This is a genomic window from Delftia sp. PE138 (genome assembly GCF_018320755.1).
GTDB lineage: Bacteria > Pseudomonadota > Gammaproteobacteria > Burkholderiales > Burkholderiaceae_C > Comamonas > Comamonas tsuruhatensis.
On the sequence record NZ_JABEPN010000010.1, the window covers coordinates 100,568 to 123,978 of the forward strand.

General features: G+C 66.5%; 26 protein-coding genes, 1 tRNA gene and 1 pseudogene. 23 read left to right on the forward strand and 5 right to left on the reverse strand.

From position 1 onward, the window contains the following. The first annotated feature begins 15 nt into the window (after positions 1 to 15). From HFGMBDPB_RS26270 to HFGMBDPB_RS26305, 8 genes are all read left to right on the forward strand, one after another. Positions 16 to 288: an oxidative damage protection protein gene (locus tag HFGMBDPB_RS26270; RefSeq protein WP_012206441.1), complete on the forward strand. Its 273-nt coding sequence runs from the start codon at positions 16 to 18 to the stop codon at positions 286 to 288. Between the two features lie 172 nt (positions 289 to 460). Continuing rightward, positions 461 to 1,129 carry a trimeric intracellular cation channel family protein gene (locus tag HFGMBDPB_RS26275; protein WP_012206442.1) on the forward strand — a complete coding sequence of 223 codons (669 nt, stop codon included), beginning with the start codon at positions 461 to 463 and terminating at the stop codon, positions 1,127 to 1,129. Positions 1,130 to 1,144: 15 nt separating this feature from the next. Continuing rightward, positions 1,145 to 3,094 carry a bifunctional tRNA (5-methylaminomethyl-2-thiouridine)(34)-methyltransferase MnmC2/FAD-dependent 5-carboxymethylaminomethyl-2-thiouridine(34) oxidoreductase MnmC1 gene (mnmC, locus tag HFGMBDPB_RS26280; protein WP_212646573.1) on the forward strand — a complete coding sequence of 650 codons (1,950 nt, stop codon included), beginning with the start codon at positions 1,145 to 1,147 and terminating at the stop codon, positions 3,092 to 3,094. A gap of 189 nt (positions 3,095 to 3,283) precedes the next feature. After that, positions 3,284 to 5,338, forward strand: a complete 2,055-nt coding sequence (locus tag HFGMBDPB_RS26285; protein WP_212646574.1) for a TonB-dependent receptor plug domain-containing protein — start codon at positions 3,284 to 3,286, stop codon at positions 5,336 to 5,338. A gap of 132 nt (positions 5,339 to 5,470) precedes the next feature. Then, on the forward strand, positions 5,471 to 6,022 hold the full coding sequence (locus HFGMBDPB_RS26290; protein WP_212646575.1) for a DUF2478 domain-containing protein: 552 nt from the start codon (positions 5,471 to 5,473) through the stop codon (positions 6,020 to 6,022). Between the two features lie 5 nt (positions 6,023 to 6,027). Next, the gene (locus HFGMBDPB_RS26295; protein WP_212646576.1) at positions 6,028 to 7,089 is read left to right on the forward strand and encodes an iron ABC transporter substrate-binding protein; all 1,062 of its coding nucleotides are present in this window, start codon (positions 6,028 to 6,030) and stop codon (positions 7,087 to 7,089) included. Then, positions 7,089 to 8,102: a FecCD family ABC transporter permease gene (locus HFGMBDPB_RS26300; RefSeq protein WP_212646577.1), complete on the forward strand. Its 1,014-nt coding sequence runs from the start codon at positions 7,089 to 7,091 to the stop codon at positions 8,100 to 8,102. The genes HFGMBDPB_RS26295 and HFGMBDPB_RS26300 overlap by 1 nt, the downstream gene beginning before the upstream one ends. Next, on the forward strand, positions 8,095 to 8,928 hold the full coding sequence (locus tag HFGMBDPB_RS26305) for an ABC transporter ATP-binding protein (RefSeq protein WP_212646578.1): 834 nt from the start codon (positions 8,095 to 8,097) through the stop codon (positions 8,926 to 8,928). Before HFGMBDPB_RS26300 ends, HFGMBDPB_RS26305 begins: the two co-directional genes overlap by 8 nt. On the opposite strand, the gene HFGMBDPB_RS26310 is transcribed toward HFGMBDPB_RS26305, so the two are convergent. Next, the gene (locus tag HFGMBDPB_RS26310; RefSeq protein ID WP_249343714.1) at positions 8,864 to 9,712 is read right to left on the reverse strand and encodes a hypothetical protein; all 849 of its coding nucleotides are present in this window, start codon (positions 9,710 to 9,712) and stop codon (positions 8,864 to 8,866) included. The two genes, HFGMBDPB_RS26305 and HFGMBDPB_RS26310, sit on opposite strands and share 65 nt — an antisense overlap. Positions 9,713 to 10,162: 450 nt before the next feature. On the opposite strand from HFGMBDPB_RS26310, the gene HFGMBDPB_RS26315 reads away from it, so the two are divergent. The 8 genes from HFGMBDPB_RS26315 to HFGMBDPB_RS26350 all read left to right on the forward strand — a co-directional run bounded on the left by HFGMBDPB_RS26315 (position 10,163) and on the right by HFGMBDPB_RS26350 (position 17,427). Continuing rightward, the gene (locus HFGMBDPB_RS26315; protein ID WP_212646580.1) at positions 10,163 to 11,995 is read left to right on the forward strand and encodes a nitrite/sulfite reductase; all 1,833 of its coding nucleotides are present in this window, start codon (positions 10,163 to 10,165) and stop codon (positions 11,993 to 11,995) included. A 28-nt stretch (positions 11,996 to 12,023) separates the two neighbouring features. Continuing rightward, on the forward strand, positions 12,024 to 12,407 hold the full coding sequence (locus tag HFGMBDPB_RS26320) for a DUF934 domain-containing protein (protein ID WP_016448346.1): 384 nt from the start codon (positions 12,024 to 12,026) through the stop codon (positions 12,405 to 12,407). Between the two features lies 1 nt (position 12,408). After that, positions 12,409 to 13,167, forward strand: coding sequence for a phosphoadenylyl-sulfate reductase (locus tag HFGMBDPB_RS26325; protein ID WP_212646581.1), 759 nt, complete (start codon positions 12,409 to 12,411; stop codon positions 13,165 to 13,167). A 40-nt stretch (positions 13,168 to 13,207) separates the two neighbouring features. Continuing rightward, positions 13,208 to 14,140, forward strand: coding sequence for a sulfate adenylyltransferase subunit CysD (gene cysD / locus HFGMBDPB_RS26330; protein WP_016448348.1), 933 nt, complete (start codon positions 13,208 to 13,210; stop codon positions 14,138 to 14,140). Further along, positions 14,140 to 15,507 (forward strand): sulfate adenylyltransferase subunit 1, encoded by a 1,368-nt coding sequence (locus HFGMBDPB_RS26335; RefSeq protein WP_016453316.1) that lies wholly within the window; start codon positions 14,140 to 14,142, stop codon positions 15,505 to 15,507. The genes cysD and HFGMBDPB_RS26335 overlap by 1 nt, the downstream gene beginning before the upstream one ends. Before the next feature lie 165 nt (positions 15,508 to 15,672). Further along, entirely contained in the window at positions 15,673 to 16,002 is a 330-nt protein-coding gene (fdxA, locus tag HFGMBDPB_RS26340) for a ferredoxin FdxA (protein ID WP_012206456.1), read from the forward strand. A gap of 13 nt (positions 16,003 to 16,015) precedes the next feature. Beyond that, positions 16,016 to 17,068 carry an NAD(P)/FAD-dependent oxidoreductase gene (locus tag HFGMBDPB_RS26345; RefSeq protein ID WP_212646582.1) on the forward strand — a complete coding sequence of 351 codons (1,053 nt, stop codon included), beginning with the start codon at positions 16,016 to 16,018 and terminating at the stop codon, positions 17,066 to 17,068. Positions 17,069 to 17,154: 86 nt separating this feature from the next. Further along, on the forward strand, positions 17,155 to 17,427 hold the full coding sequence (locus HFGMBDPB_RS26350; RefSeq protein WP_227468472.1) for a hypothetical protein: 273 nt from the start codon (positions 17,155 to 17,157) through the stop codon (positions 17,425 to 17,427). Positions 17,428 to 17,475: 48 nt separating this feature from the next. Here HFGMBDPB_RS26350 and asd read toward each other — a convergent pair whose 3' ends face one another. Then, a complete protein-coding gene (asd, locus tag HFGMBDPB_RS26355; protein WP_154833983.1) occupies positions 17,476 to 18,330 on the reverse strand; it encodes an archaetidylserine decarboxylase in 855 nt (284 codons plus the stop codon). 452 nt (positions 18,331 to 18,782) lie between these two features. Between asd and infA the strand changes: the two genes are divergently transcribed. Continuing rightward, complete coding sequence (gene infA, locus HFGMBDPB_RS26360) at positions 18,783 to 19,031, forward strand: translation initiation factor IF-1 (protein ID WP_012206460.1); 249 nt, start codon at positions 18,783 to 18,785, stop codon at positions 19,029 to 19,031. Between the two features lie 60 nt (positions 19,032 to 19,091). Next, positions 19,092 to 19,168: transfer RNA gene (locus HFGMBDPB_RS26365), tRNA-Pro, on the forward strand. A gap of 190 nt (positions 19,169 to 19,358) precedes the next feature. Here the strand turns inward: HFGMBDPB_RS26365 and HFGMBDPB_RS26370 are convergent. Continuing rightward, the gene (locus HFGMBDPB_RS26370; protein ID WP_212646583.1) at positions 19,359 to 19,844 is read right to left on the reverse strand and encodes an SOS response-associated peptidase family protein; all 486 of its coding nucleotides are present in this window, start codon (positions 19,842 to 19,844) and stop codon (positions 19,359 to 19,361) included. Positions 19,845 to 19,875: 31 nt separating this feature from the next. Further along, positions 19,876 to 20,268: pseudogene (locus HFGMBDPB_RS29980) on the reverse strand (SOS response-associated peptidase family protein); the annotation flags it as partial. Between the two features lie 53 nt (positions 20,269 to 20,321). On the opposite strand from HFGMBDPB_RS29980, the gene HFGMBDPB_RS26380 reads away from it, so the two are divergent. The 4 genes from HFGMBDPB_RS26380 to HFGMBDPB_RS26395 are packed head-to-tail and all read left to right on the forward strand — an operon-like array spanning position 20,322 to position 21,983. After that, positions 20,322 to 20,600: a hypothetical protein gene (locus HFGMBDPB_RS26380; RefSeq protein WP_212646584.1), complete on the forward strand. Its 279-nt coding sequence runs from the start codon at positions 20,322 to 20,324 to the stop codon at positions 20,598 to 20,600. Between the two features lie 11 nt (positions 20,601 to 20,611). Further along, entirely contained in the window at positions 20,612 to 20,818 is a 207-nt protein-coding gene (locus tag HFGMBDPB_RS26385) for a hypothetical protein (protein WP_225970989.1), read from the forward strand. 8 nt (positions 20,819 to 20,826) lie between these two features. Beyond that, complete coding sequence (locus HFGMBDPB_RS26390) at positions 20,827 to 21,075, forward strand: hypothetical protein (RefSeq protein WP_212646585.1); 249 nt, start codon at positions 20,827 to 20,829, stop codon at positions 21,073 to 21,075. A gap of 5 nt (positions 21,076 to 21,080) precedes the next feature. After that, complete coding sequence (locus HFGMBDPB_RS26395) at positions 21,081 to 21,983, forward strand: hypothetical protein (RefSeq protein ID WP_212646586.1); 903 nt, start codon at positions 21,081 to 21,083, stop codon at positions 21,981 to 21,983. Positions 21,984 to 21,998: 15 nt separating this feature from the next. Here HFGMBDPB_RS26395 and HFGMBDPB_RS26400 read toward each other — a convergent pair whose 3' ends face one another. After that, the gene (locus HFGMBDPB_RS26400) at positions 21,999 to 22,139 is read right to left on the reverse strand and encodes a hypothetical protein (RefSeq protein WP_212646606.1); all 141 of its coding nucleotides are present in this window, start codon (positions 22,137 to 22,139) and stop codon (positions 21,999 to 22,001) included. A 269-nt stretch (positions 22,140 to 22,408) separates the two neighbouring features. Here HFGMBDPB_RS26400 and HFGMBDPB_RS26405 point away from each other — a divergent pair, with 269 nt between their 5' ends. Further along, the gene (locus HFGMBDPB_RS26405; protein WP_212646587.1) at positions 22,409 to 23,029 is read left to right on the forward strand and encodes a hypothetical protein; all 621 of its coding nucleotides are present in this window, start codon (positions 22,409 to 22,411) and stop codon (positions 23,027 to 23,029) included. Positions 23,030 to 23,411: the final 382 nt, after the last annotated feature.

The window sequence follows — 23,411 nt, forward strand, 5'->3', positions numbered from 1 at the left end:
AGGACTCAATTCCCCATGGCACGTACCGTTCACTGCATCAAGCTTGGCGTTGACGCTGAAGGCCTGGATTTCCCGCCCTACCCCGGCGAGCTGGGCAAGCGCATTTTTGAAGGCGTGAGCAAGCAGGCCTGGGCCGACTGGCTCAAGCACCAGACGATGCTGGTCAACGAAAACCGCCTGAACCTGGCCGACGCACGCGCCCGCCAGTACCTGGCCCGCCAGATGGAAAACCACTTCTTCGGCGGCGGCGCCGATGCGGCGGCCGGCTACGTGCCTCCTACGGCCTGAGCCGCTTCGTGCCCTTTCACCGCCCCCGTCGCACCGCGCCGGGGGCGGTTTCATTTGCGGTGCCGCAAACGGCCGCCGCCCAGAGACCGCCTACAATGCCCGCCTTCTTGCGCTGGACGGCGCAGTGGCCGCACACCCTGCGGCGCGGGCCGGTCTTCATCCGAGGTTTTCCGTGCTTCCATCCGTCTCCCTGCTGGAATCGTTCCAGGCATCGCAGTTCACCGTCATGCTGGTGATCTACCTCGTGGCCATCACGGCCGAAGCCATGTCGGGCGCGCTGGCGGCGGGCCGGCGCAACATGGACATCTTCGGCGTGGCCGTGATCGCCTTCGTCACCGCGCTGGGCGGCGGCACCATCCGCGACATGGTGCTGGGCCACTACCCCATCGGCTGGACGCAGCACCCTGAATATGTCTACCTGGTCATCTCGGCCGGGCTGCTGACCATCGTCGTGGCGCGCCACATGCACCATCTCAAGCAGGTCTTTCTGCTGCTGGACGCCATGGGGCTGATCGCCTTCTCGCTGATCGGCTGCAACGTGGCGCTGGAGCTGGGCTACCCGCCCGTGGTGGTGGTGATGTCGGGCATGTTGACCGGCATCAGCGGCGGCATTCTGCGCGACGTGCTGTGCAACCAGGTGCCGGTCGTCTTCCGGCGCGAGCTGTACGCCAGCGTGTCCCTGGCCGTGTGCCTGCTGTTCCTGGGGCTGCGCACGCTGGAAGTGGGCTCCAACCTCAGCACCGTCGTCTGCTTTGCCGGCGGACTCACGCTGCGCCTGGCCGCCATCCGCTTCAAGTGGCGCCTGCCCGTGTTCTCCTACCAGCAGCGCTGGGAGGAGTAGTTCTGCCCCTTGCCCATGTCCGAACCCATTGAATGGCTGCCCGATGGCACGCCCTACAGCCCGCGCTTCGGCGACCGCTACCACAGCGAACTCGGCGGCCTGGACCAGGCCCGCCACGTCTTTCTGGGCGGCTGCGGCCTGCCGGCGGCCTGGGCCGATGCGCCGCAATGGCGCATCCTGGAGACCGGTTTCGGGTTCGGGCTGAATTTCCTCGTGGCCTGGGAAGCCTGGAAGGCCGATCCCCGGCGCCCGAGGCTGCTGCATTTCGTCTCGGCCGAAGCCTTTCCCGTCAGCGCCGACGCCATGCGCCAGGCCATGCCGCGCAAGCCAGGATTGCGCCTGCTGGCCGAGGAGCTGGCCACCCGGTTCCAGGGCCTGCTGCCCGGCGTGCACCGCCTCGCCTTCGAGCAGGGCCGCGTGCTGCTGACGCTGTACATCGGCGATGCCCAGGCCATGCTGCGGCGCCAGCAGCTCACGGCCGACAGCATCTACCTGGACGGCTTCACGCCGGAACTCAACCCCGACCTCTGGAGCGCCGATACCCTGCGCGCGCTGGCGCGCCATTGCCGGCGCGGCACGCAGCTGTCCACCTGGTGCGTGGCGCGCACGGTGCGCGATGGCCTGGCACAGCACGGCTTTCAGGTGCGCAAGGTCGATGGCGTCCCACCCAAGCGCCACAACCTGCATGCCGTCTTCGACCCGGCCTGGCAACCGCGCGGGCCGCGCGGGCCGCGCGGGCCGGGTGCACAGCCGCAGGAACCCATCACCCCACGGCGCTGCATGGTGCTGGGTGCAGGCATCGCCGGTGCGGCCGCCGCCGCCAGCCTGTCGCGCCGTGGCTGGCAGGTCACCGTGCTGGATGCTGCCGACGCGCCTGCAGCGGGCGCCTCGGCCCTGCCCGCGGGCCTGTTCTGCCCCCATGTCTCGCCCGATGACAGCCTGCTGTCCCGCCTGAGCCGCGACGGCGCACGCCTGACCCTGGCGCAGCTGCAAATGCTCTCCGGCCAGGGCCTGCTGCAACCGGGCACGGACTGGTGCGATACCGGCGTGCTGGAGCACGGCGTGGAAGCCGCCCCGCGGCTGCCGCGCGACTGGCAATCCCCCGGCCCGGGCGACCACTGGAGCCGGCCCGCAAGCGCCGATCAACTCTCGGCGGCCGGCCTGCCCGCCGACGCCCCGGCCTGCTGGCATGCGCAAGCTGGCTGGGTACGCCCGGCGCGGCTGGTGCAGGCGCAACTGGCTCTGCCGGGCGTGCGCTGGCAGGGCCGCGCCTGCGTGGCGCGTCTTGCACGCACCGACACAGCCGGTGGCGCGCCCGTCTGGCAGGCCCTGGATGCACAGGGCAATCTGCTGGCCGAGGCTGAACTGGTCGTTCTCGCACTGGGCCCCGCAACCAATGCGCTGCTGGAGCACAGCCTGGGTGCGCAGGCCGCCTGGCCGCTGCAGCCCATTCGCGGCCAGGTCAGCTGGGATGTGCACACCCCGGCCAGCGCACAGGCCATGCCGCCCTTTCCCGTCAACGGCCATGGCAACCTGGTGCCTGCCATGCCGCTGCCCGGCGATGCAGCCGGGCCAGGCTGGGTCATGGGATCGACCTTCGAGCGCGACCAGACCGCGCTGCCGCCCAGCCCCGGAGACCAGGCCGCCGCCCATGCAGCCAATGGCGCCAAGCTGGCGCAGCTGCTGCCACGTGCCTACCAGGGCCTGCAAGGCTTCTTCGACGCGCCACCGCGCGCCACCTGGGGCGCCGTGCGCGTGGCCTCGCCAGACCGGCTGCCCGTGGTCGGACCGGTGTCCGACCAGGCTCCCGGCCTGTGGGCGCTGACGGCCATGGGCTCGCGCGGGCTCACGCTGTCGCTGCTGTGCGGCGAGCTGCTGGCAGCACGCCTGCACGACGAACCGCTGCCCCTGGATGCCAAGCTGGCGGCTGCCCTGGCCAGCGAACGCCTGGGCCGCAGGCGCTGAGCCGTTGAACCGCCCGGCTGCTGAACGGCCGGGCATTCACACAACGGCCTGAAAGAAAACCCGAGTCTTCCCGCAGACGGTTTTTTGTCACTCGTTATGTTTATCAGTACATATCGCTAGAATCCGGAACCTGTTTTCAAAAGGAAACAACCAGCCGCCCCGCGTCCACTCACACAACCACCGAAAATCGTGCCTCTCCAGCCCCGCTACAGCGCCCCAGCCTCCTCCCCTGCCTTCCGCCTGCAATCCACGCTGGCCCACGCCCTGCTGCTTGCGGGCCTGGCCGCCAGCACCCAGGCACAAGCCCAATCGGGCACGTCTGCAGCACAGTCTTCGCAGACCTTCCAGCTGGGCACGGTCGATGTGCGCGATGATCGTGAAGAGCGCGACGCCATATCTAACTATGAACAACGAACGGACGCCGCCGAGATGCGCCGGCGCAATGCAGACACCGTGGCCGATGCCGTGCGCCTGCTGCCGGGCGCCACGCTGTCGCGCAACAATCGCAACGAGGAAATGATCTACCTGCGCGGCTTCGATCCGCGCCAGGTGCCGGTCTTCGTGGACGGCGTGCCCCTGTACGTGCCCTATGACGGCTATGTGGACTTCGGCCGCTTCACCACGTTCGACCTGTCCGAGATCCGCGTGGCCAAGGCTGGCGCCTCGCTGATGTATGGCCCCAATACGCTGGGCGGCGCCATCAACCTGGTCACGCGCAAGCCGGTCAAATCCGTCGAGGGCGATGCGCGCATCGGCGCAGGCGCAGGCGGCGAACGCAAGGCCGCCGTGAACCTGGGCGGCAATCTGGGCTCCTGGTACTACCAGCTTGGCGCCTCCTACCTGGACGCGGACAGTTTTCCGCTGCCCAAGGGCTTCAAGGACTTCAAGAAGCAGCCCACCGACACGGGCAACTACCGCGACAACGCCTACCGCACGGACAGGCGGCTGTCGTTCAAGCTGGGCCTCACGCCCAATGCCACGGACGAATACGCGCTGGGCTATGTGCGCCAGGAAGGCGAGAAGGGCAACCCCGTGTATACCGGCAGCGCCACGGGCAAGAACGTCATCCGCTACTGGCGCTGGCCCTACTGGGACAAGGACAGCGTGTACTTCCTGAGCACCACGCGCATCAATGCCGACAACCTGCTCAAGACGCGCATCTACCACGACACCTACCAAAACGGCCTGGACATGTACACGGACGCGAGCTACACGCGCCATGACCCCACCAGCAGCTACAAGGACGTGAGCCAGGGCGCCAGCATCGAGTGGGCCAACTACAGCTTCAAGGGCCATGCGCTGCGCCTGGGCGCGCACTACAAGATCGACGAGCACACCGATGCCGCCTCGGCCAAGGACCCCAGCAAGCACTACCGCGACGTGACGCGCTCGCTGGTGATCGAGGACACGATCTCCCTGGCCGAACGCTGGAGCCTGAACCTGGCGCTCAGCCACGACCAGCGCGATGCGCGCGAGGTCTACCAGTGGCCCACGGGCTCGGCCAGCGCCACCAATGGCGTGGCCAAGCTCGGCTATGCGCTGGGCGGTGGCAGCGAGGCGTATTTCATCGCCTCGCACAAGACGCGCTTTCCCACCATCAAGGACCGCTACTCGGCACGCATGGGCACGGCCCTGGCCAACCCCGACCTGCAGCCCGAGACGGCCAACCACCTGGAGCTGGGCGTCAGCGGCTCGCCCTGGCAGGGCGGCCAGGGCCAGGCCGCGCTGTTCTACAGCCGCGTGCGCAACCAGATCCAGACCGTGGTCGTGGCCTCGGCCGAATGCGGCGGCACCACCTGCAACCAGGCGCAGAACGTGGGGCGCACGCGCAACATCGGCATGGAGCTGTCCCTGGCCCAGCAACTGTCCGCGCAATGGGGCGTGAACGCCGGCTACACCTACCTGAACCGCCGCAACACCAGCGACTCCAGCATCACGCTGACCCACACGCCACGCCACCGCCTGCTGGCCGGCGTTCAGTGGCGTCCGCTGGCGCAGTGGGAATTCAATGCCGAGGTCGAGACCGAGAAGGGCCGCTACGTGCCGCTGTCGGGCAGCGGCCAGCTGCAGACGCTCAAGCTGCCCGGCTACGGCATTGCCAACCTGCGCGCACGCTACAAGCCGCGCAGCGACATCACCGTGGACTTTGGCGTGGCCAATATCGGCGACAAGTGGTACCAGTTCGATGACGGCCTGCCCATGCCGGGCCGCAGCTGGTATGTCAACCTGGGCTATCACTTCTGAGGAGCGGACCTGGCGCGAAGCGCCCGCCCACGCCTGCCTGCGTTCCGGGTCCAGCCAAGCTGCCCATGGTCAACGACACCGGGGTCGGGCAGGAGTACAACAGCCCCATTGATACGCATCAACCTGCATGCCATGAACCCGCCCTTCACCACCCTGCCCCTGGCCGCCCTGGTCCATCCCGACGACGAGCATGCAATGGAGCTGCTGCTCGAACGCGTGGCACGCCGCCTGCAAGGCGCGGGCTGGCGCGTGGGCGGGCTGGTGCATCGCCAGGACCGCTATGCCAACGGCAACAAGCGCATGCAGCTGTTCGACCTGCGCAGTGACCGCCAATTCGAGCTATCCCAGGACCTGGGCTGCGCCTCGCGCGCCTGCAGCCTCAACCCCCAGGCCCTGGCCCAGGCCAGCGCCGTGCTGCGCCAGGCGCTGGACGATGGCGTGGATCTGGTGGTGATCAACCGCTTCGGCATCGTCGAGGCCTCGGGGCAAGGCTTTGCCGCCGAATTCGCGGCCTTTGTCCAGGCCGGCACGCCTGTGCTCACGGCCGTCGCGGCCCGCCATCTTGAAGACTGGCGCAGGTACACCGGCAGCCTGCATGCCGAGCTGGCAGCCGATGAGGTGCAGATCGAGCAATGGTGCCAGGCACAGCTTGAGCACCGTGGCTGCGCCAGCCCCATCCCCTGACTTTCATGACCGATCTTCTGTTCACCCGCCGCCGCTGGCTGGGCCAGGCCATGGCGGCACTGGCCTCATCGGCTCTTGTTCCCGGCCATGCCCAGGCAACCACGATTGCCGCCCGCATGGGACAGATGCCGGACCCTGCCAGGCTGCGCCGCGTATTCGCGGCCGGACCGCCCGCAGGTGTGCTGGTGGCCACGCTGGCACCGCACAAGCTGCTGGGCTGGCCCCAGCAGCTGGACGATGTCTCGCGCGCCTACCTGGGCCCCACGCTGCAGGCCCTGCCGCATCTGGGCCGCCTGTCCGGGCGCGGCAGCACCATGCCGCTGGAGTCGCTACTGAAGCTGCAGTCCGACCTGGTGCTGGACGCCGGCACGGCCGATGCCACCTATATCTCTGCCACCGAGCGGCTGGCGCGCCAGACCGGCCTGCCCTGCGTGCTGATCCAGGGCTCGCTGGCCGACCACCCACGCCAGTTGCGCGAGGTTGGCGCCCTGCTGGGCGAGGCTGCGCGTGGCGAGACGCTGGCCCGCCATGCCGATGCCGTGGCGGCGCTGGCGCAGCGTGCCACCCAGGGCCTGGCACCGGCCGAGCGCCCGCGCGTGTACTTCGCGCGCAGCGCCAACGGCCTGGAAACGGGGCTGGCGGGCTCCATCAATGTGGAAGCCGTCGAATATGCGGGCGGGCGCAATGTGGCGACGGATGCAGGGCGTGGCGGGCTCACGCGCGTGTCCATGGAGCAGATCCTGGCCTGGGACCCGCAGGTCATCGTCACGCAGGAACCCGGCCTTGCCGAGCGCATGCGCCAGGACCCGCTGTGGCGCGGCGTGGCCGCCGTGCGCTCGGGCCGCGTGCACTGCGCGCCGGTCTGGCCCTTCGGCTGGCTGGATGGTCCGCCCGGCGTCAACCGGCTGATCGGTGTGCGCTGGCTGCTGGAAAAGCTCCACCCGCAGGCGCCGGCCCTGCAGGCACTGCCGCCGTTGGAACGCGAGGTGCGCGACTTCTACCGCCTGTTCTACGGCGCCGACCTGTCGTCCGCAGCGCTGGGCAGGCTGATGGAGACTGCGCGTTGATGCCTGCCACAGGCCGCCGCATGGGGTGGGTGCTCACACTAGCCTTGCTGGCCGCTGTGCTGCTGGGGGCGCTGGCGGCGGGTCAGTTCTCCATCACGCCGCAGCAGCTTTGGCAGTCGCTGCTGGCGCGCGCAATGGGCACGGCGTCCCCCTTGTCCGCCAGCGCCGAGACCGTGCTCTGGAACATCCGCCTGCCGCGCATCGCCGCAGGCCTGGCCGTGGGCGCCACGCTGGCGGCGGCAGGCGCGGCCTACCAGGGCATGTTTCGCAACCCGCTGGTCTCGCCCGACATCCTGGGCGTCTCGGCCGGTGCCGGCCTGGGCGCGGTGCTGGGCATCTTCCTGGGCTGGTCCATGGCGGCCGTGCAGGCCCTGGCCTTTGGCGGCGGGCTGGCCGCCGTGGCCGTGGTGGTGGCCATCAGCGCCAGCGTGCGCCGCCATGACCCGGTGCTGGTCCTGGTGCTGGCCGGCATTGCGCTGGGCGCGCTGCTGGGCGCGGGCATCGCCCTGGTCAAGACGCTGGCCGACCCCAATACGCAGCTGCCATCCATCACCTTCTGGCTCATGGGCGGCCTGAGCGCCGTGACCCTGCCCGAGCTGGGTGCCACGGCACCCGTGATGCTGTGCGCCCTGCTGCCCCTGATGCTGCTGCGCTGGCGCATCAACCTGCTGGGCCTGCCTGACGAGGAGGCGCTGGCCCTGGGCGTGCCCGTGGCACGCCTGCGCCTGCTGCTGGTGGCCTGTGCCACGCTGGGCACGGCGGCCGCCGTATCGCTGGCCGGCATCGTCGGCTGGGTGGGGCTGGTGGTGCCGCATGTGGCGCGCCTGCTGGTCGGCCCCAATTTTGTGCGCCTGCTGCCGGCCTCGGCGCTGCTGGGCGCGGGCTTCGTGGTGGCGGCCGACACCCTGGCGCGCAGCGCGGCGCGCATCGAGCTGCCGCTGGGCATTCTCACGGCCCTGGTCGGCGCGCCCTTCTTTCTCTACCTGCTGTCGCGCACGGGGCGCAATGACTGAAGTGCAGGCCCCACCCGTGCTGCAGACGCTGGCCCTGGCCACGGGCCATGGGCGCCGGCGCGTCAGCCAGGGGCTGGACCTGGCCATCACCGCAGGCGAGGTGCTGTGCCTGCTGGGCCCCAACGGCTGCGGCAAGACCACGCTGTTCCGCACCGTGCTGGGCCTGCTGGCGCCGCTGGCCGGAGAGGTGCGCGTGCAGGGCCAGCCCGTGCACAGCTGGCCGCGTGCCGAGTTTGCGCGGCGCGTGGGCTATGTGCCCCAGGCTCAGGCCGGCGTCTTCGGCTTCGAGGCGCTGGACATGGTGCTCATGGGCCGTGCCGCGCGCCTGCCTGCGCTGGCCCGGCCTTCAAGTGCCGACCGTGCCCTGGCGCTGGGCTGCCTGGAGCAGTTGGGCATCGCCCATCTGGCGCTGCGCCCCTATACCGAGCTGAGCGGCGGCGAGCGCCAGCTGGTGCTGATCGCACGCGCCCTGGCCCAGGAGCCCGCGCTGCTGGTCATGGACGAGCCCACGGCCAGCCTGGACTTCGGCAACCAGATCCGCGTGCTGGACCAGATTGCCGCGCTGCGTGCACGCGGCATGGCCGTGCTGCTGTCCACCCACCAGCCCGAGCATGCGCTGCAGGTGGCCGACCGCATCGCGCTGCTGGGCCGCGGCGGCCTGCAGGCCTGCGGTGCGGCGGCGCAAGTGGCGACACCGGCCGCGCTGGCTGCGCTCTATGGGGTGAGCGAGGCGGCGGTGGCGGCGCGGCTGCCGGCAATCCCTAAGGTCTGGGCGGGCGCCACTTCCAACACGGCGGCGGCGTCAAGGGCCGGCCTGCATCCTTGAGCAAGCGCTGCAGCAATTGCTGCTCGCTGTGGATGGAAGGATCGGCCAGCAGCCGGGCAAACTGGGCTCCTCCGTCCTGCATGCCGAGCGGGGCGGACGCTTGCATCAGCCACTCCAACTGGCGGCGCCGGGCCTGGGCCGCGGCGCGCTCGGTCGGGGTTTTGGCCAGCCGGCGTTGAATCGCCAGCCCAAAGCCCTCGTCCAGCACGGTCGATGAGCGCTGCGTCAGCAGGTGGGCTACATGCAGGCAGTCGGCCTCGCGCGCCGGGGTTTTGCCCATCGCTTCGGGTTTGCAGGTATCCAGCAGCGCCTTGTAGCCCGTCAAGGGAAAGGCTGTCCAGATACCTATTGCAGTGATCACCGCGCCTTCCTCGAGCCGGTAGTTCGGACTGCCACCCAGCGCCTGCAGCTCCTGTGCCGTGGGCGGATGGCGCAGCAAAGCGGACTGCATCCAGCGCACGCCGTCATACATGTGCAGGTCCGCGTAGCGGCTTTCGCGCGCTGCAACCAGCAGTTCCTGCGGTCCCAGCGCCTGCTGCATCAGCGCAGAGAAATTGCTGGGCTCCAGCGCCAGCCAGCGGCGGGCAGCCTCGGAGCGCACTTCGCCTTCGTCCTCAGGGGCCTTGGAGGCCAGCAGTTGATAGGCCAGCGCATCCTGCCCTGCCCGCTCCAGCGCGTCCTGGCGCCAGCCCTCGGCCTGGCTGACAGCTCTTTTGTCGCGGGGCGACAGATTGATCAGGATGGCCGCAAAGGCCAGATCGCGCCCGCTGCCGGAACCGGCCAACTGCGCCGCCACGCGGTGCAGATACGCATCCCAGGCTGATTCCCGTGCGGATTCGTCGGGTTCAGGCGCGTCAGCTGTGTGCGTTGCTGACAACGGAGACGGCGGCTGTGCCGGCTGCTGGGCCTGCGACTGAGCAGCAGTTGCCAATGCCAAGAACAGCCCGATGGCAACCAAGCGGTTTCGCATTCTGAAATCCTCCCTCTGGCCGGCAAGCATATCGGCCACTCATGCGTTTGGCATGCCCAGCCCCGCAAAGTCTGCTGCCATTCACTTATATCCATATCCACATACTTGCAGGACAAAACAATCGTTTGCTTCTATAAGGCCATTGCTTACATTCCCCTCCATGCAGGGTTCTGTGCGCGTGTCCCGCAAGTGCCTCGGTGCCACGCGATGAACCCCTGCACCGCCGCCACTGGCGGCAGTCGAAGACCCCACATCCGAAGCGCCATGTACCAATACACCGAATTCGACAAACAGTTCATCCGCCTGCGCGCCGAGCAGTTCCGTGACCAGCTCGAACGCTGGCAGGCCGGCAAGCTCTCGGAGGATGAGTTCAAGCCCCTGCGCCTGCAAAACGGCTGGTATGTGCAGCGCTACGCGCCCATGCTGCGCGTGGCCGTTCCCTATGGCGAGCTGTCCAGCGCCCAGCTGCGCGTGCTGGCCCGCGTGGCCCGCGAGTACGACCAGCCCGACGCCGCCCTGCTGGCCGAGGCCCGCGCCACCCAGGCCAAGCTGGGCGACATTCCCCTGCACGACGGCCGCCGCATCGGCTCCGACCTGAAGTTCGGCTACGGCCACTTCACCACGCGCACCAACGTGCAGTACAACTGGATTCCGCTGTCCAAGGCCGCCGACGTGATGGACCTGCTGGCCAGCGTGAACCTGCACGGCATCCAGACCAGCGGCAACTGCATCCGCAACATCAACAGCGACGCGCTGGCGGGCATTGCCATCGACGAGATCGCCGACCCCCGCCCCTTCACCGAAATCCTGCGCCAGTGGAGCACGCTGCACCCCGAGTTCAGCTTCCTGCCGCGCAAGTTCAAGGTCTCCATCAGCGGCGCCGAGGAAGACCGCGCCGCGCTGGGCTGGTACGACGTGGGCCTGCAGTTGCTCAAGAACGAGGCCGGCGAGCTGGGCTTCAAGGTGCGCGTGGGCGGCGGTATGGGCCGCACGCCCACCATCAGCCCGGTGCTGCGCGAGTTCCTGCCCTGGAACCAGCTGATGAACTACCTGGAAGCCGTGATCCGCGTCTACAACCGCTACGGCCGCCGCGACAACGCCTGGAAGGCGCGCATCAAGATCCTCGTGAAGTCCGAGGGCCAGAACTTCATCGACCAGGTCGATGAGGAATTCCGCCAGATCGTCGAGGTCGAGGGTGGTCCCCACACCATCACGCAAGCCGAGTACGACCGCGTGGCCGCCAATTTCCGCGAGCCCGAGCTGGACCTGTCGCCCGCCAATGCCGAGGCCGAGACACTGGCCCTGCTCCGTACGGCCGCCGAGGAAGACAAGGACTTCGGCCGCTGGCTGATCAGCAACGTGCGCCCGCACCGCCACCCGCAGTTGCGCGCCGTGCTGCTGTCGTTCAAGCGCCTGGGCTACGCGCCGGGCGACGCCACGGCCGACCAGATGGATGCCGCCGCCGAGCTGGCCGACCAGTTCTCGGCCGGCGAGATGCGCGTCACCCACGAGCAGAACCTGCTGCTGCCCTGGGTGCGCCGCGACCAGCTGCCCCAGCTGTACAAGGCGGCCAAGGCCCTGGGCCTGGCCAAGCCCAACATCGGCCTGCTGACCGACATGATCGCCTGCCCCGGCGGCGACTTCTGCTCGCTGGCCAATGCGCGCTCCCTGCCCATTGCCGAGGCCATCACCGAGCGCTACCAGGACCTGGACGAGCTGTGGGACCTGGGCGAGATCGACCTGCACATCAGCGGCTGCATCAACAGCTGCGGCCACCACCACAGCGGCCACATCGGCATCCTGGGCGTGGACAAGGACGGCAAGGAGTGGTACCAGATCACGCTGGGCGGCGCCGACGGCTCCCACCTGTCCGGCCCGGCCACGCCCGGCAAGATCATCGGCCCCTCGTTCAGCGCCGCCGAAGTGCCCGGCGTGATCGAGGCCCTGCTGGCCACCTACCGCGAACAGCGCCAAAGCGAAGGCGGCCGTTTCGAGACCTTCATCGCCACCGTGCGCCGCGTGGGCATCGAACCGTTCAAGGCCGCCGGCAATGCAGCCCGCCACCCCGCCAAGCACACCGAGGAAGCGGCCGCCTGACCCCAGGTGAGAGCCGCAGGAGATCCCCATGAAAATCATCGCCGCCCACGAGCACCAAAGCCCGGCCGAAGGCCAGCAGACTGTCATCGCCCCGGCCAATGACGCCGACCCCTTCACGCTGGACCTGACCGGCGTGCAGCGCATCGACCTGCACTTTCCCAAGTTCACCGACGGCCGCGCCTTCAGCCAGGCCCGCCTGCTGCGCAAGCGCCTGGGCTTCCAGGGAGAAATCCGCGCCACGGGCGACGTGCTGATCGACCAGCTGGTGCAGATGCAGCGCTGCGGCTTCGACGTGGCCGTGCTGCGCGAAGGCGTGGACATCTCCGATGCCCAGCGCCAGCTGGACCGCTTCCACGGCTTCTACCAGGGTGATGCCGTCCATCCCGAGCCCCACTTCGTCAAGGCGGCCTGACATGGGTGCGCAAAGCTTTCTGTCGCGACAGGCATCGGCCAAGGCCACCGAGGTCAACGGCCGTGCCAGCAGCGGCTTTGCCGACAAGCTGGCCGCCACCGAGGCCTTGCTGCGCGAGGCAGCGGCGCTGGGCGCCGAGGCCGTGACGCAGGCCTCCAGCCTGGGCGCCGAGGATGTGGTGATCACCGACATCATCCACCGCCTGGGCCTGGACATCCCCGTCTTCGTGCTGGACACCGGCGCGCTGCACACCGAGACCCTGGCCCTGCTGGAGCGCACCCAGTCGCTGCCCGGCCTGAACGTCAAGGTCTACCGGCCGCAGCTCGAATCGGTGATCCACTTCATCCGCGACAACGGCCAGGACGCCATGTACCGCAGCATCGAGCTGCGCAAGGCCTGCTGCGGCGTGCGCAAGATGGAGCCGCTGGCGCGTGCGCTGGCCGGCAAGAGCGCCTGGATCACGGGCCTGCGCCGCGAGCAGTCCAATGCCCGCGCCGACGTGCCCGCCGTGGACCGCAGCGAGGTCGAGACCAAGGGCCTGACCAAGTTCAACCCGCTGACCGACTGGACCCAGGGCGATGTCTGGCACTACATCGCCAGCCATGGCGTGGACTACAACCCGCTGCACGACCAGTTCTATCCCAGCATCGGCTGCGCACCCTGCACGCGCGCCGTCAGCCTTGGCGAAGACTTCCGCGCCGGCCGCTGGTGGTGGGAGGATGAAGCGGCCAAGGAATGCGGGCTGCACGCCAAGAAGTGAAACGACAGCGTTTGACACCGATTTGATTGGAAACCAAGAAATGAACGCCCGTGTGGACACCTCCGTGCTGAGCCATCTCAGCAACCGCCACCTCGACGCCCTTGAAGAGGAAACCATCTTCGTGCTGCGCGAAGTGGCCGCCGCCTTCGAGCGCCCCGCCCTGCTGTTTTCGGGCGGCAAGGACTCGCTGGTCATGCTGCGCTGCGCCGAAAAGGCCTTCGGCAAGGGTCGCATCCCCTACCCGCTGCTGATGATCGACACCGGCCACAACTTCCCGGAAGTGACCGATTTCCGCGACCTGCGCGCCAAGGAGCTCGGCGCCGAACTCATCGTGCGCAGCGTCGAGGACTCCATGGCACGCGGCACCGTGCGCCTGGCCCATCCGGGCGAAAGCCGCAACGTCCACCAGTCGGTGACGCTGCTGGAGGCCATCGATGAATTCCGCTTCGACGCCCTGATCGGCGGCGCGCGCCGCGACGAGGAAAAGGCCCGCGCCAAGGAACGCATCTTCAGCCACCGCGACAGCTTCGGCCAATGGCAGCCCAAGGCACAGCGCCCCGAACTGTGGACGCTGTTCAACACGCGTCTGGCCCCCGGCGAGCACTTCCGCGTGTTCCCCATCAGCAACTGGACCGAACTCGACGTGTGGCAATACATCGAGCGCGAGCAGATCGCCCTGCCCAGCATCTACTACACGCACAAGCGCGAAGTGGTGGAACGCCGCGGCCTGCTGGTGCCCGTGACCGAACTCACACCGCCGCGTGACGGCGAGGAAGTCGTGGTGCGCGACGTGCGCTTTCGCACCGTGGGCGACATCACCTGCACCTGCCCCGTGGAAAGCGATGCCGCCACGGCGGCCGACATCGTGCTCGAAACCCTGGCCGCCGATGTCAGCGAGCGCGGCGCCACGCGCATGGACGACAAGACCAGCGAAGCCTCCATGGAAAAGCGCAAGAAGGACGGATATTTCTGATGACCACCGCAAGCATTGCCGCCGGCGCAGCCGTTGCGGATTCCCCCGCCACCGAGGCCTCCAACGCCTCGGCCCTGCGCTTCATCACCTGCGGCTCCGTCGACGACGGCAAGAGCACGCTGATCGGCCGCCTGCTGGTGGACACGCGTGCCGTGCTCCAGGACCAGCTCGCCGGCGTCACCAAGAGTGGCGAGACCGACCTGGCGCTGCTGACCGACGGCCTGTCGGCCGAGCGCGAGCAGGGCATCACCATCGACGTGGCCTACCGCTACTTCGCCACCGAAAGCCGCAAGTTCATCATCGGCGACGCGCCGGGCCATGAGCAGTACACGCGCAACATGGTCACCGCCGCCAGCAGCGCCGACGCCGCCGTGGTGCTGGTCGATGCCACCAAGCTCGACTGGAAGAACCCGCAGCTCACCCTGCTGCCGCAGACGCGCCGCCACAGCCTGCTGGCCCACCTGCTGCGCGTGCACTCGCTGGTGTTTGCCGTCAACAAGCTCGACGCCGTCGAAGACCCGCAACTGGCCTTCGTCCACATCCGTGGCGCGCTGCAGCGCTTCACGGCCGAGGCCGGCATTGCCTCCGCGGCCACCGTGCCCGTCTCGGCCCTCAAGGGCTTCAACGTGGTCAACGCCGAGCCCGGCTGGGCCGGCTACGACGGTCCCAGCCTGCTGCAACTGCTGGAGCAGTTGCCCAACACGCCGACCGACACCGGCCTGGCGCTGGCCTTCCCCGTGCAGTGGGTGGAGAAATTCTCGTCCTCGGCCGATACCAGCCAGGGCCGCCGCGTGTTCTGGGGCCGCGTGGCCGCAGGCCGCGCACGCGTGGGCGACGCCGTGCAGATCCTGCCCAGCGGCCAGCAAGCCGTGATTGCCCAGGTGCTGGACCATGCCCGCGTTCCCGGCTCCATCGACGCGGGCCTGTCAGCCGGCATCACGCTGGACCGCGAGGTCGATGTCTCGCGCGGCGACTGGATCGTCGCCGCCCCGGTGGCTGCGGCAGCAGTGGCGGACGACGACTTCGATGCCCCCGGGACACAGCCGGCATGGCCCAGCCAGCGCGAGCTGACCGCCACCGTGGCCTGGATGGACGAGCAGCCGCTGGTCCCCGGCCGCACCTACCTGGCGCTGCACGGCCACCGCTGGATCAAGGCCAAGGCCCGCCGCGTGGTGCACCGCCTGAACATCCACACGCTGGCCCAGGAAGAGGCCACCCAGCTGGAGCCCAACGCCATCGGCCGCGTGGAGCTGCTGCTGCAGGAAAGCATTCCCGCGGCGCCCTTCGCCCAGGCCCGCCAGCTGGGTGCGCTGATCCTTGTGGACACGGCCAGCCACGCTACCGCAGGCGCTGCACTGCTGGATTGAGCAACTGGACAGTCCCGCTTCGCGAGCCGGCACATGCCGGCTCGTGGGCTTTCAGAAAACCGCAGCAGTCCGCGCCAGAATCTCTTGCATGTGCAGGACCGTGTTCCGAAAAATTCTAGAATCCCGGGTTGATACCGACATTCACACCGCAAATAAAAGACTCCCATGACTCACGTCGTCACCGAAAACTGCATCAAGTGCAAATACACAGATTGTGTGGATGTCTGCCCCGTGGACTGCTTCCGCGAAGGCCCCAACTTCCTCGTGATCGATCCTGACGAGTGCATCGATTGCGCCGTGTGCATTCCCGAATGCCCGGCCAATGCCATCTTTGCCGAGGAAGACGTCCCCGCCGACCAGCTCGCCTTCATCAAGCTCAATGCCGAGCTGTCGCTGGAAAAGGGCTGGAAGAGCATCACCAAGCGCAAGGCCTCGCTGCCCGACGCCGACGACTGGAACGGCAAGCCCGGCAAGCTGGACCAGCTCGAACGCTGAAGCCGCGCAGCCCATGCAAGACACCTCCGGCGCGCACCCGATCCAGACCGATGCCCTCGTCATAGGCGCAGGCCCGGCGGGCCTGTTCCAGGTGTTCCAGCTGGGGCTGCAAGGCATCCGCTGCCATGTCGTCGATGCCCTGCCCCATGTGGGCGGGCAGTGCGCGCAGCTGTACGGCGACAAGCCCATCTACGACATTCCCGGCATTCCGGTGTGCACGGGCCATGAACTGGTCCAGTTGCTGCAGCGGCAGGTCGCGCCCATGGACGCGCAACTGCACCTTTCCCAGCAGGTCGCCCAGCTGCAGCGCCTGGACGATGGCCGCTGGCTGGCGCAGACCTCGCAAGGCCTTGAACTGCATGCGCGCAGCGTCTTCATTGCGGCTGGCGTGGGCGCCTTTGTGCCCAAGGCGCTGAAGGTGCCCGGCGTGGAGCGGCTGGCTGCAGGCCAGCTCCACTACCATCCCGCCGATCTGGAAATGGTGCGCGGCCGGACCGCCATCGTCCACGGTGGCGACGAAGAGGCCGTGGCCGCGGCCATTGCCTGCGCCGACAAGGCCCAGACCACCTGCCTGCTCTACCGCCGCGACGCCTTCCAGGCTTCGGCGCCATTGCTGGAGCGCCTGCAGGAGCTGCGCGACAGCGGCGCCATCCGCGTGGTGATCGGCCAGATCACGCAACTGCATGCCGACTCAGGCCTGCTGCGTGCCGTGCAGTGGATGGATGGCGAAGGGCAGGAGCATGAACTGGCGGCGCAGCAACTGGTCGTCTGCCTGGGCATCTCCCCCCGCCTGGGCCCGGTCGCCGAATGGGGCCTGGCCATGGAGCGCAAGCAGCTGCTGGTGAACCCTGCAACCCAGGCCACCGATGCGCCAGGCATCTATGCGATCGGCGACATCGTCAGCTACCCGGGCAAGCACAAGCTGATCCTGTGCGGCTTCCACGAAGCCACCATGGCGGCCTTTGCCGCCGCCGAGTACCTGCAGGGCGAGAAACCGCTGCTGCAGTACACGACGACCAGCGCACGGCTGCACGCCATCCTCGGCGTTTCCCATCCGGACGCCTGAGCTTGGTGTTCGCCGCCCGGCGACCCTACAGTTCGGCGCGGCAGTGCCGATAAGGTGGGCAGCGTCCACTCATGCACATCAAGCCTATGGTTGCCACTCTAGAAGCCCCTCCCAGCACTGCCGTCGCGCCACCGGCCGATCCGCGCAGCTTCACCTTCCAGATGCCGCTGTTCCGCCCGGGCACGCAGGTCACACAGAACGGGAAGGCCGAGAAGGTCAGCCACGTCATACTGCGCCGCCGTGAACTGATGGTCTATCTGGTCGGCCATGAAGACCCCGTCAGGCCAGAGCGGCTGAGCATCGCACCCTCGATGTTCACCACACAGCGGCGCCCTGAAGCCTTGAGCTGGATTCTTTGACAGGAAACCGGGCCTGGGCCCGGTTTTTCATCGACGATCCTTCGAGACTCAGGCCTCGCCGCGCCCGGCCATCTTCTGGCCCAGGCGCACGGGCGCGGCATGTGTCCACTGCGCGTTGAAGCGCAGCCCTGCCGATGCGGGAAACAGCATGACGACGGTGGAGCCCAGCTGGAAGCGCCCCATTTCCTCGCCCTGGCCCAGGACGATGGACTGGTCGTCGTAGCGCCAGTCCTGGATGCGACCGGGCCGCGGCGGATTGACGATGCCGTGCCACACCGTTCCCATGCTGCCCACGATGGTGGCCCCCACCAGCACCAGCACCATGGGACCGTGGTCCGTATCGAAGACGCAGACCACGCGCTCGTTGCGCGCAAACAGGCCCGGCACGCCGCGCGCCGTGACCGGATTGACCGAGAACAGTTCGCCGGGCACATAAATCATCCGACGCAACCGGCCGGCACAGGGCATGTGGATGCGGTGATAGTCGCGCGGGCTCAGGTAAATGGTGGCGAAATGCCCGTTGTCGAACTGCCGCGCCAGCTGCGCATCGCCGCCGACCAGCGCCGTGGCGCTGTAGCTGTGCCCCTTGGCCTGGAAGATCTGCTCGCCCTCGATGGCGCCGATCTGGCTGATGGCGCCATCCACCGGACAGACCCAGTCAGCCGAAGCCAGCGGCCGCACACCGGGCTTGAGCGCCCGCGTGAAGAACTCGTTGAAGCTGGCATAGGCCGCAGGATCGGAATCGGCCGCCTCCGACATGTTCACGCCATAGCGTGCAATGAAGCGACGGATGACTGCCGTGGTCAGGTCACCCGCACGCGCCTGGGCCAGGCGCCCCATGACGGCAGTCAGCGCCTGCTTGGGCAAAAGATACTGGGAGAGAACGGCAAGTCGATCAGACATCGAGGTTTTGCTATAAAAGTAATAGAAGCTGTGGGCGGATTCTAGCCAACCCGCGACCATCGCCCCTCCTCGGCTACCGCGGCCTTCAACCCTGGCCGGACCGCCCCAAAGCCTCGCACACGTTTTTCGAGGCCATCTCATCACACGCGGATGACAAAAGCCTCGCCGTCCCAGCACGAATCCGACCTGTGTTTTGCGTACGATGGCCGCTTTGAACACCGCCCGCACGGCGACGAATACAACACTGTAGAATCAGGAAGTTTAGGTGTTGCCGGGCTTCGTCTTTGCGACACCGTTGTGACCTGGTCCTCTGTCCGGTCTGCGCCTTTTGCGCAGAACATCCACAGCCTTTTCAGCCTGACCACGTACCCCATGTTCTGTGGGCCAGGCAAGGTTTTCGTGGTTCCGACAAATGAGTGCCGCAACCGACCCAGACCTAAGAGATTGAACACATGGCCAAAGAAGAACTGATTGAAATGCAAGGCTCCGTCACGGAAGTCCTGCCTGACTCTCGCTTTCGTGTGACGCTGGAAAACGGACACCAGCTGATCGCCTACACCGGCGGCAAGATGCGCAAGCACCATATCCGCATCCTGGCTGGCGACAAGGTATCGCTGGAGATGTCGCCCTACGACCTCACCAAGGGCCGCATCACCTTCCGCCACCTGGCCAACCGTGGCCCCGGCCCTGGATCGCGTTGAACAGAAAATTCGCACATTGCGAAAATACCCATTTTTTTGACGCTACAATAGTGTTTTAGTCGGAGCGTAGCGCAGCCTGGTAGCGCATCTGCTTTGGGAGCAGAGGGTCGCGAGTTCGAATCCCGCCGCTCCGACCAATGAATCAAGGGGTTAGCTCGAAAGAGCTAACCCCTTTCTTCTAACCAAATTCATAGTCTTCTAACCAGAAGCCGCAAAAAGACAAAGCCCCCTCGGCGCCGTGATGGCACCTGAGGGGGTTTTTTTGCGTTCTGGAGTGCCAACATCCGTCCTGAGAAAAATCAACATCGCCGAGGGCGGGCCAGCGCCCTACCCCTTGGCCTTCAGTTCGGCCAGTTGCTCAGCTGGCAGTAGCCCCTCCTCCTCAGGCTTCTCTGCCCCGCTCCGCAATGCTCCCAGCGGCGGCAGCTTTATCAGCGCATCAGCCTGTGCGGCCGTGCCGTGCAGCCAGGCATCCCAGTCGCCCGGCTCCAGCATCACGACCCCGCGCTTTTCTTTTCCCGGCCGGTGCATCAGCGAGAGCACTGGGTGCCCATCAGCAGGCTGCGTGATCATCGTGTAGTTCGGCACGACCTCGCCTGTCTGCGGGTCCGTCCACTCGCTGTACAGGCCCGCCAGCGCCGCCGGCTGCCCGTCCGCGCGCCGGAACGACCACCACACGTTGCGCGAGCCCAGCCCCCAATAGGGCTCTACCCAAGATTCGACCGGGATCAAACAGCGCTGGCCCGCGCGCCAGGCCGGCGCGAACGTCCAGGACTTTGCAATGGTCTCGCGCCGAGCGTTGTTGGTGGACATAGGCTTNCGTCCACTCGCTGTACAGGCCCGCCAGCGCCGCCGGCTGCCCGTCCGCGCGCCGGAACGACCACCACACGTTGCGCGAGCCCAGCCCCCAATAGGGCTCTACCCAAGATTCGACCGGGATCAAACAGCGCTGGCCCGCGCGCCAGGCCGGCGCGAACGTCCAGGACTTTGCAATGGTCTCGCGCCGAGCGTTGTTGGTGGACATAGGCTTGCCGTCGCTGGTCATCGGGCGCCGCGTCTTCGAGCTGCGAGGGATCATGCCCCACTGCCCGACCTCAATCTCGCCACCGGGCTTGATGTGCGGCCCCAGGGCCAGCGGCGCGACGTGCGGCTTCCACCATGGCAGTGGCGCCTGCCGGCCGACCCGCCACATGCGCTCAACTTCGATCTCACGCGGGGTGTTATATCGATTGCACATAAGTGGATGCTAACTTTTCTCACCCTGCCAGATAACTGTATATTTATACAGTCATGAAAGTCAAAGTCACCATCCTCCGCACAGCAGGCGCACGCAGCTACCACCGTGGCCCGCTGCAGTACGTCAAGGGCGAGCTGGACCTGCTGCACGCACCCGTGCCTGGCGAGAAGCGGACCGTTCCCGTGCTGCGCATCCTCGGAGACGACGGCAAGAACCAACTGTTCGAGCCGCGGCTGATCTACGCGTGCGCGGGCAAGATGAAGTTCAGCGGGTTGGAGCACTGTGACCGCGCATGGCACGCGCAGGAGTGGTCCTGCGAGTTCGACTACTGATGGAGTTCGTCATGCTCAAGTACGAAGAATTTCCGACGCTGCTCACCTACCCAAAATGGCTGGACTGGCCAACACAGCAAGTGCTACCAGGGTTGCCTGAGGACTATCGCATCGAGCAAATCCACAGCGACTGGTTCGTCGTCTGGGGCCCGGGAGATGACCGCGTGTACAGCGGCTGTGGTCCGGTCTCCGTGGACCGGTCGCCAGCCCCTTTCTGAAGCTCGCCATGCATAACCAAAACCAGATCGAACGCGGCGTAATCGCAAAAGTGCGTGGCGAAGAGATGTCGGCAGCACAGCGCCTGCTGCCCACTCCCGGGAGGGGGCAGCCGCAGTACATCACAGGCGAGATCGACACCCTCCTTGCAGGTCGTGTCCGCATCACGTTTGAGCTACAGCACTATTCGCACGGCCGTCACACCTTTTGGCACTGGTGTGGTCGTGGCGCTGAGCAACTGGAGCAGCCCGCTGGCTGAGCCACATGGACTCGCTCATCTGGGGCGGCGCGCCCACGGCGCCGGGCTGGTATGCGGTCGTGGTGGACTACGGCCGGCGCCCCGTCCCAGCGGCGCGACGCTGGTCTGGGTCGTTCTGGGACGATGAGAGAGGCATTCTTGCCTTCGACGGGCCGCACTCCACCGCGGCTGATGCGCTGGACTGGGCGATGGAGCGCTGCCCGGAGGATCGAGCACGGCACAGCCGGGAGGCGTCGGTGGCTGCGACGTGCTGCCACTGGTTGAATTATGGGCCATCAAATCAAAATCACAAGACCATACCTGAATGCACAGCATGGTTGATTTATGGGCCATTAAATCAAATAATCGAGAGCATGAACGACACCATAACACCCCGGGGAGGCGCCGGCCGCGGTCAGGGTCGCAAGCCCCTCTCCGACGACGGCGCCAAGGCATACAAGCTGTTGCTCACCGACGAGCAACGCGCCAAGCTGGCGGACTTGGGCAATGCCGCCTGGGTGCGCGAGCAGATCGATTTCGCAACCCACATGGACTCTATCGACATGAGCAAAGCCGTCAACCTCAGCTCCCGCTACATCAACGCGCTGCGACAGCTCCCCCAGTACCACTGCAACACCGATCATGCTGGGCCACTGACACACGTCATGACCGGAGTCCGGGTGCTGCCCACAGGAGACCTGCAGGACGAAGAGGACGACAGTGGAATTCTGGAAATCGTCTATCCAGGAGGCCATAGCATCGAAGTCATCGGACAGATGTTTCTGGAGATGGCGGTTGCAGAAGGTGCGAAGATTGAGGTTGCGACAAGTCCAGAGGAGTTGGGCATCAAAGAGCGCCACCTGACGCCGGCACAGAAGCGGGGTGCGGAAATGATGGAACACCTGCAGCTCAAGCATCGCCTCGACTGAGTCAGCGATGGGCGGTCATAGTGCATCTATCGGCCGCGTGCACGCCATCAGCGCGGCCAGCAGCCGCAATTCGTAGCCCTCGCGGCGGTCGATCTCGGCCAGGGGGGCGCACTCGGTATCGGACAGGACGCGCAGGTGGTCGTCGTTCAAGCTCATGTGTACGCCCTTTCGTGGTTTGGATCACGGCAGAGTGTCAGGCTTAGCACGACGGCATGAGTAATCAGAAACAGATTCTCAATCTGGACTTGGGCTGGACAGTGGAGCGCGTCACCGCCATAGCACCCAACATTACAAATGCGATCTGATCGACAGTCATGACGCATGACAAAGATGCCTCATGGGGCTGAGTTACCCAGGCACATGCATCACAACTATTCATCAGATAAATTTGCACCACACATCTGACGCTGCTATCATCCGCTCCTATGGAACTCTCGTACACAGCCCTCATTGACCAGGAAAAGGCGAAGATCCGCCTCTTGGAGGCGAAGATCGTGGAGTGCCAGCACCGCATTGAGATGCTCAAGTCCTTCATGAACGTCGATGATCTGGATGCGCTGCTCGCGAAGAGCTTGTTCCCGGAAAGTGGTAAGGCAATGGAGAGCCGTCCACAACATCAAGTTACGGTATCGATCATTCACCCTGACGTCACGCCCCCGGCGCGCACGGAAGGACAGGACGACTATGAGATGCCAAAGCGGCGCCTGACGGACGACGTTGTCGTCATCCTGAGGTACGTCGGCACAGCCGGAAAGACGCTCGACGAGATTGAGGCGTTCTGTTCATCGAAGCAGATGAAAACTGACCGTGGAGCGATCCGCTCCATGATGAGCAACTACAAGCTCAAGCACGGGTTCATTGACAGTCCAAAGACAGGATTCTTCATCCTGACGGGACGTGCCTTGGCTTATCTGGATGCGCACTACCCGGTGAGCGAGTCTCAGCCGGCAGCGCAAAGTGAAACGCCCTCTGTTGGCGCAGAGGGCGTTTCTGATTTCCCAACCGAAACCGCTGCTAGGCGGACCGAATCAGACGATGAACTCTGATATGGAGGGCTCGGATGTGGCAAAGACCCACATGATCTTATTAGTCACATAGGCCGCCGGCGACGGTGGTGGAGGGTAACCACGCCATCTACGGCCCCCTAAGTGTAGGGGAAATGGCCGCTGTAGGCAAGAAATGCCCTCCTCAACCAAGTGGAGGAATAGCATGCGCTACGTCGCCTATTCTCGGTCTAAGACTGTCCATGTGCGTCAATACGTACGCTTCCGGCTCGGCAAGCTGGAGCAAGTTTGCGAACACTGGCGGTCCCATCCGGGCCAACTTGTGTTGTTCTAATTGACACAGGAGCCGCGTCACATCTGTTGAGTGACGCGGCTTTCTTCGTGTGTACTGTCAGCCCGTCGTTTTCAGTCATGGACGTCTTGG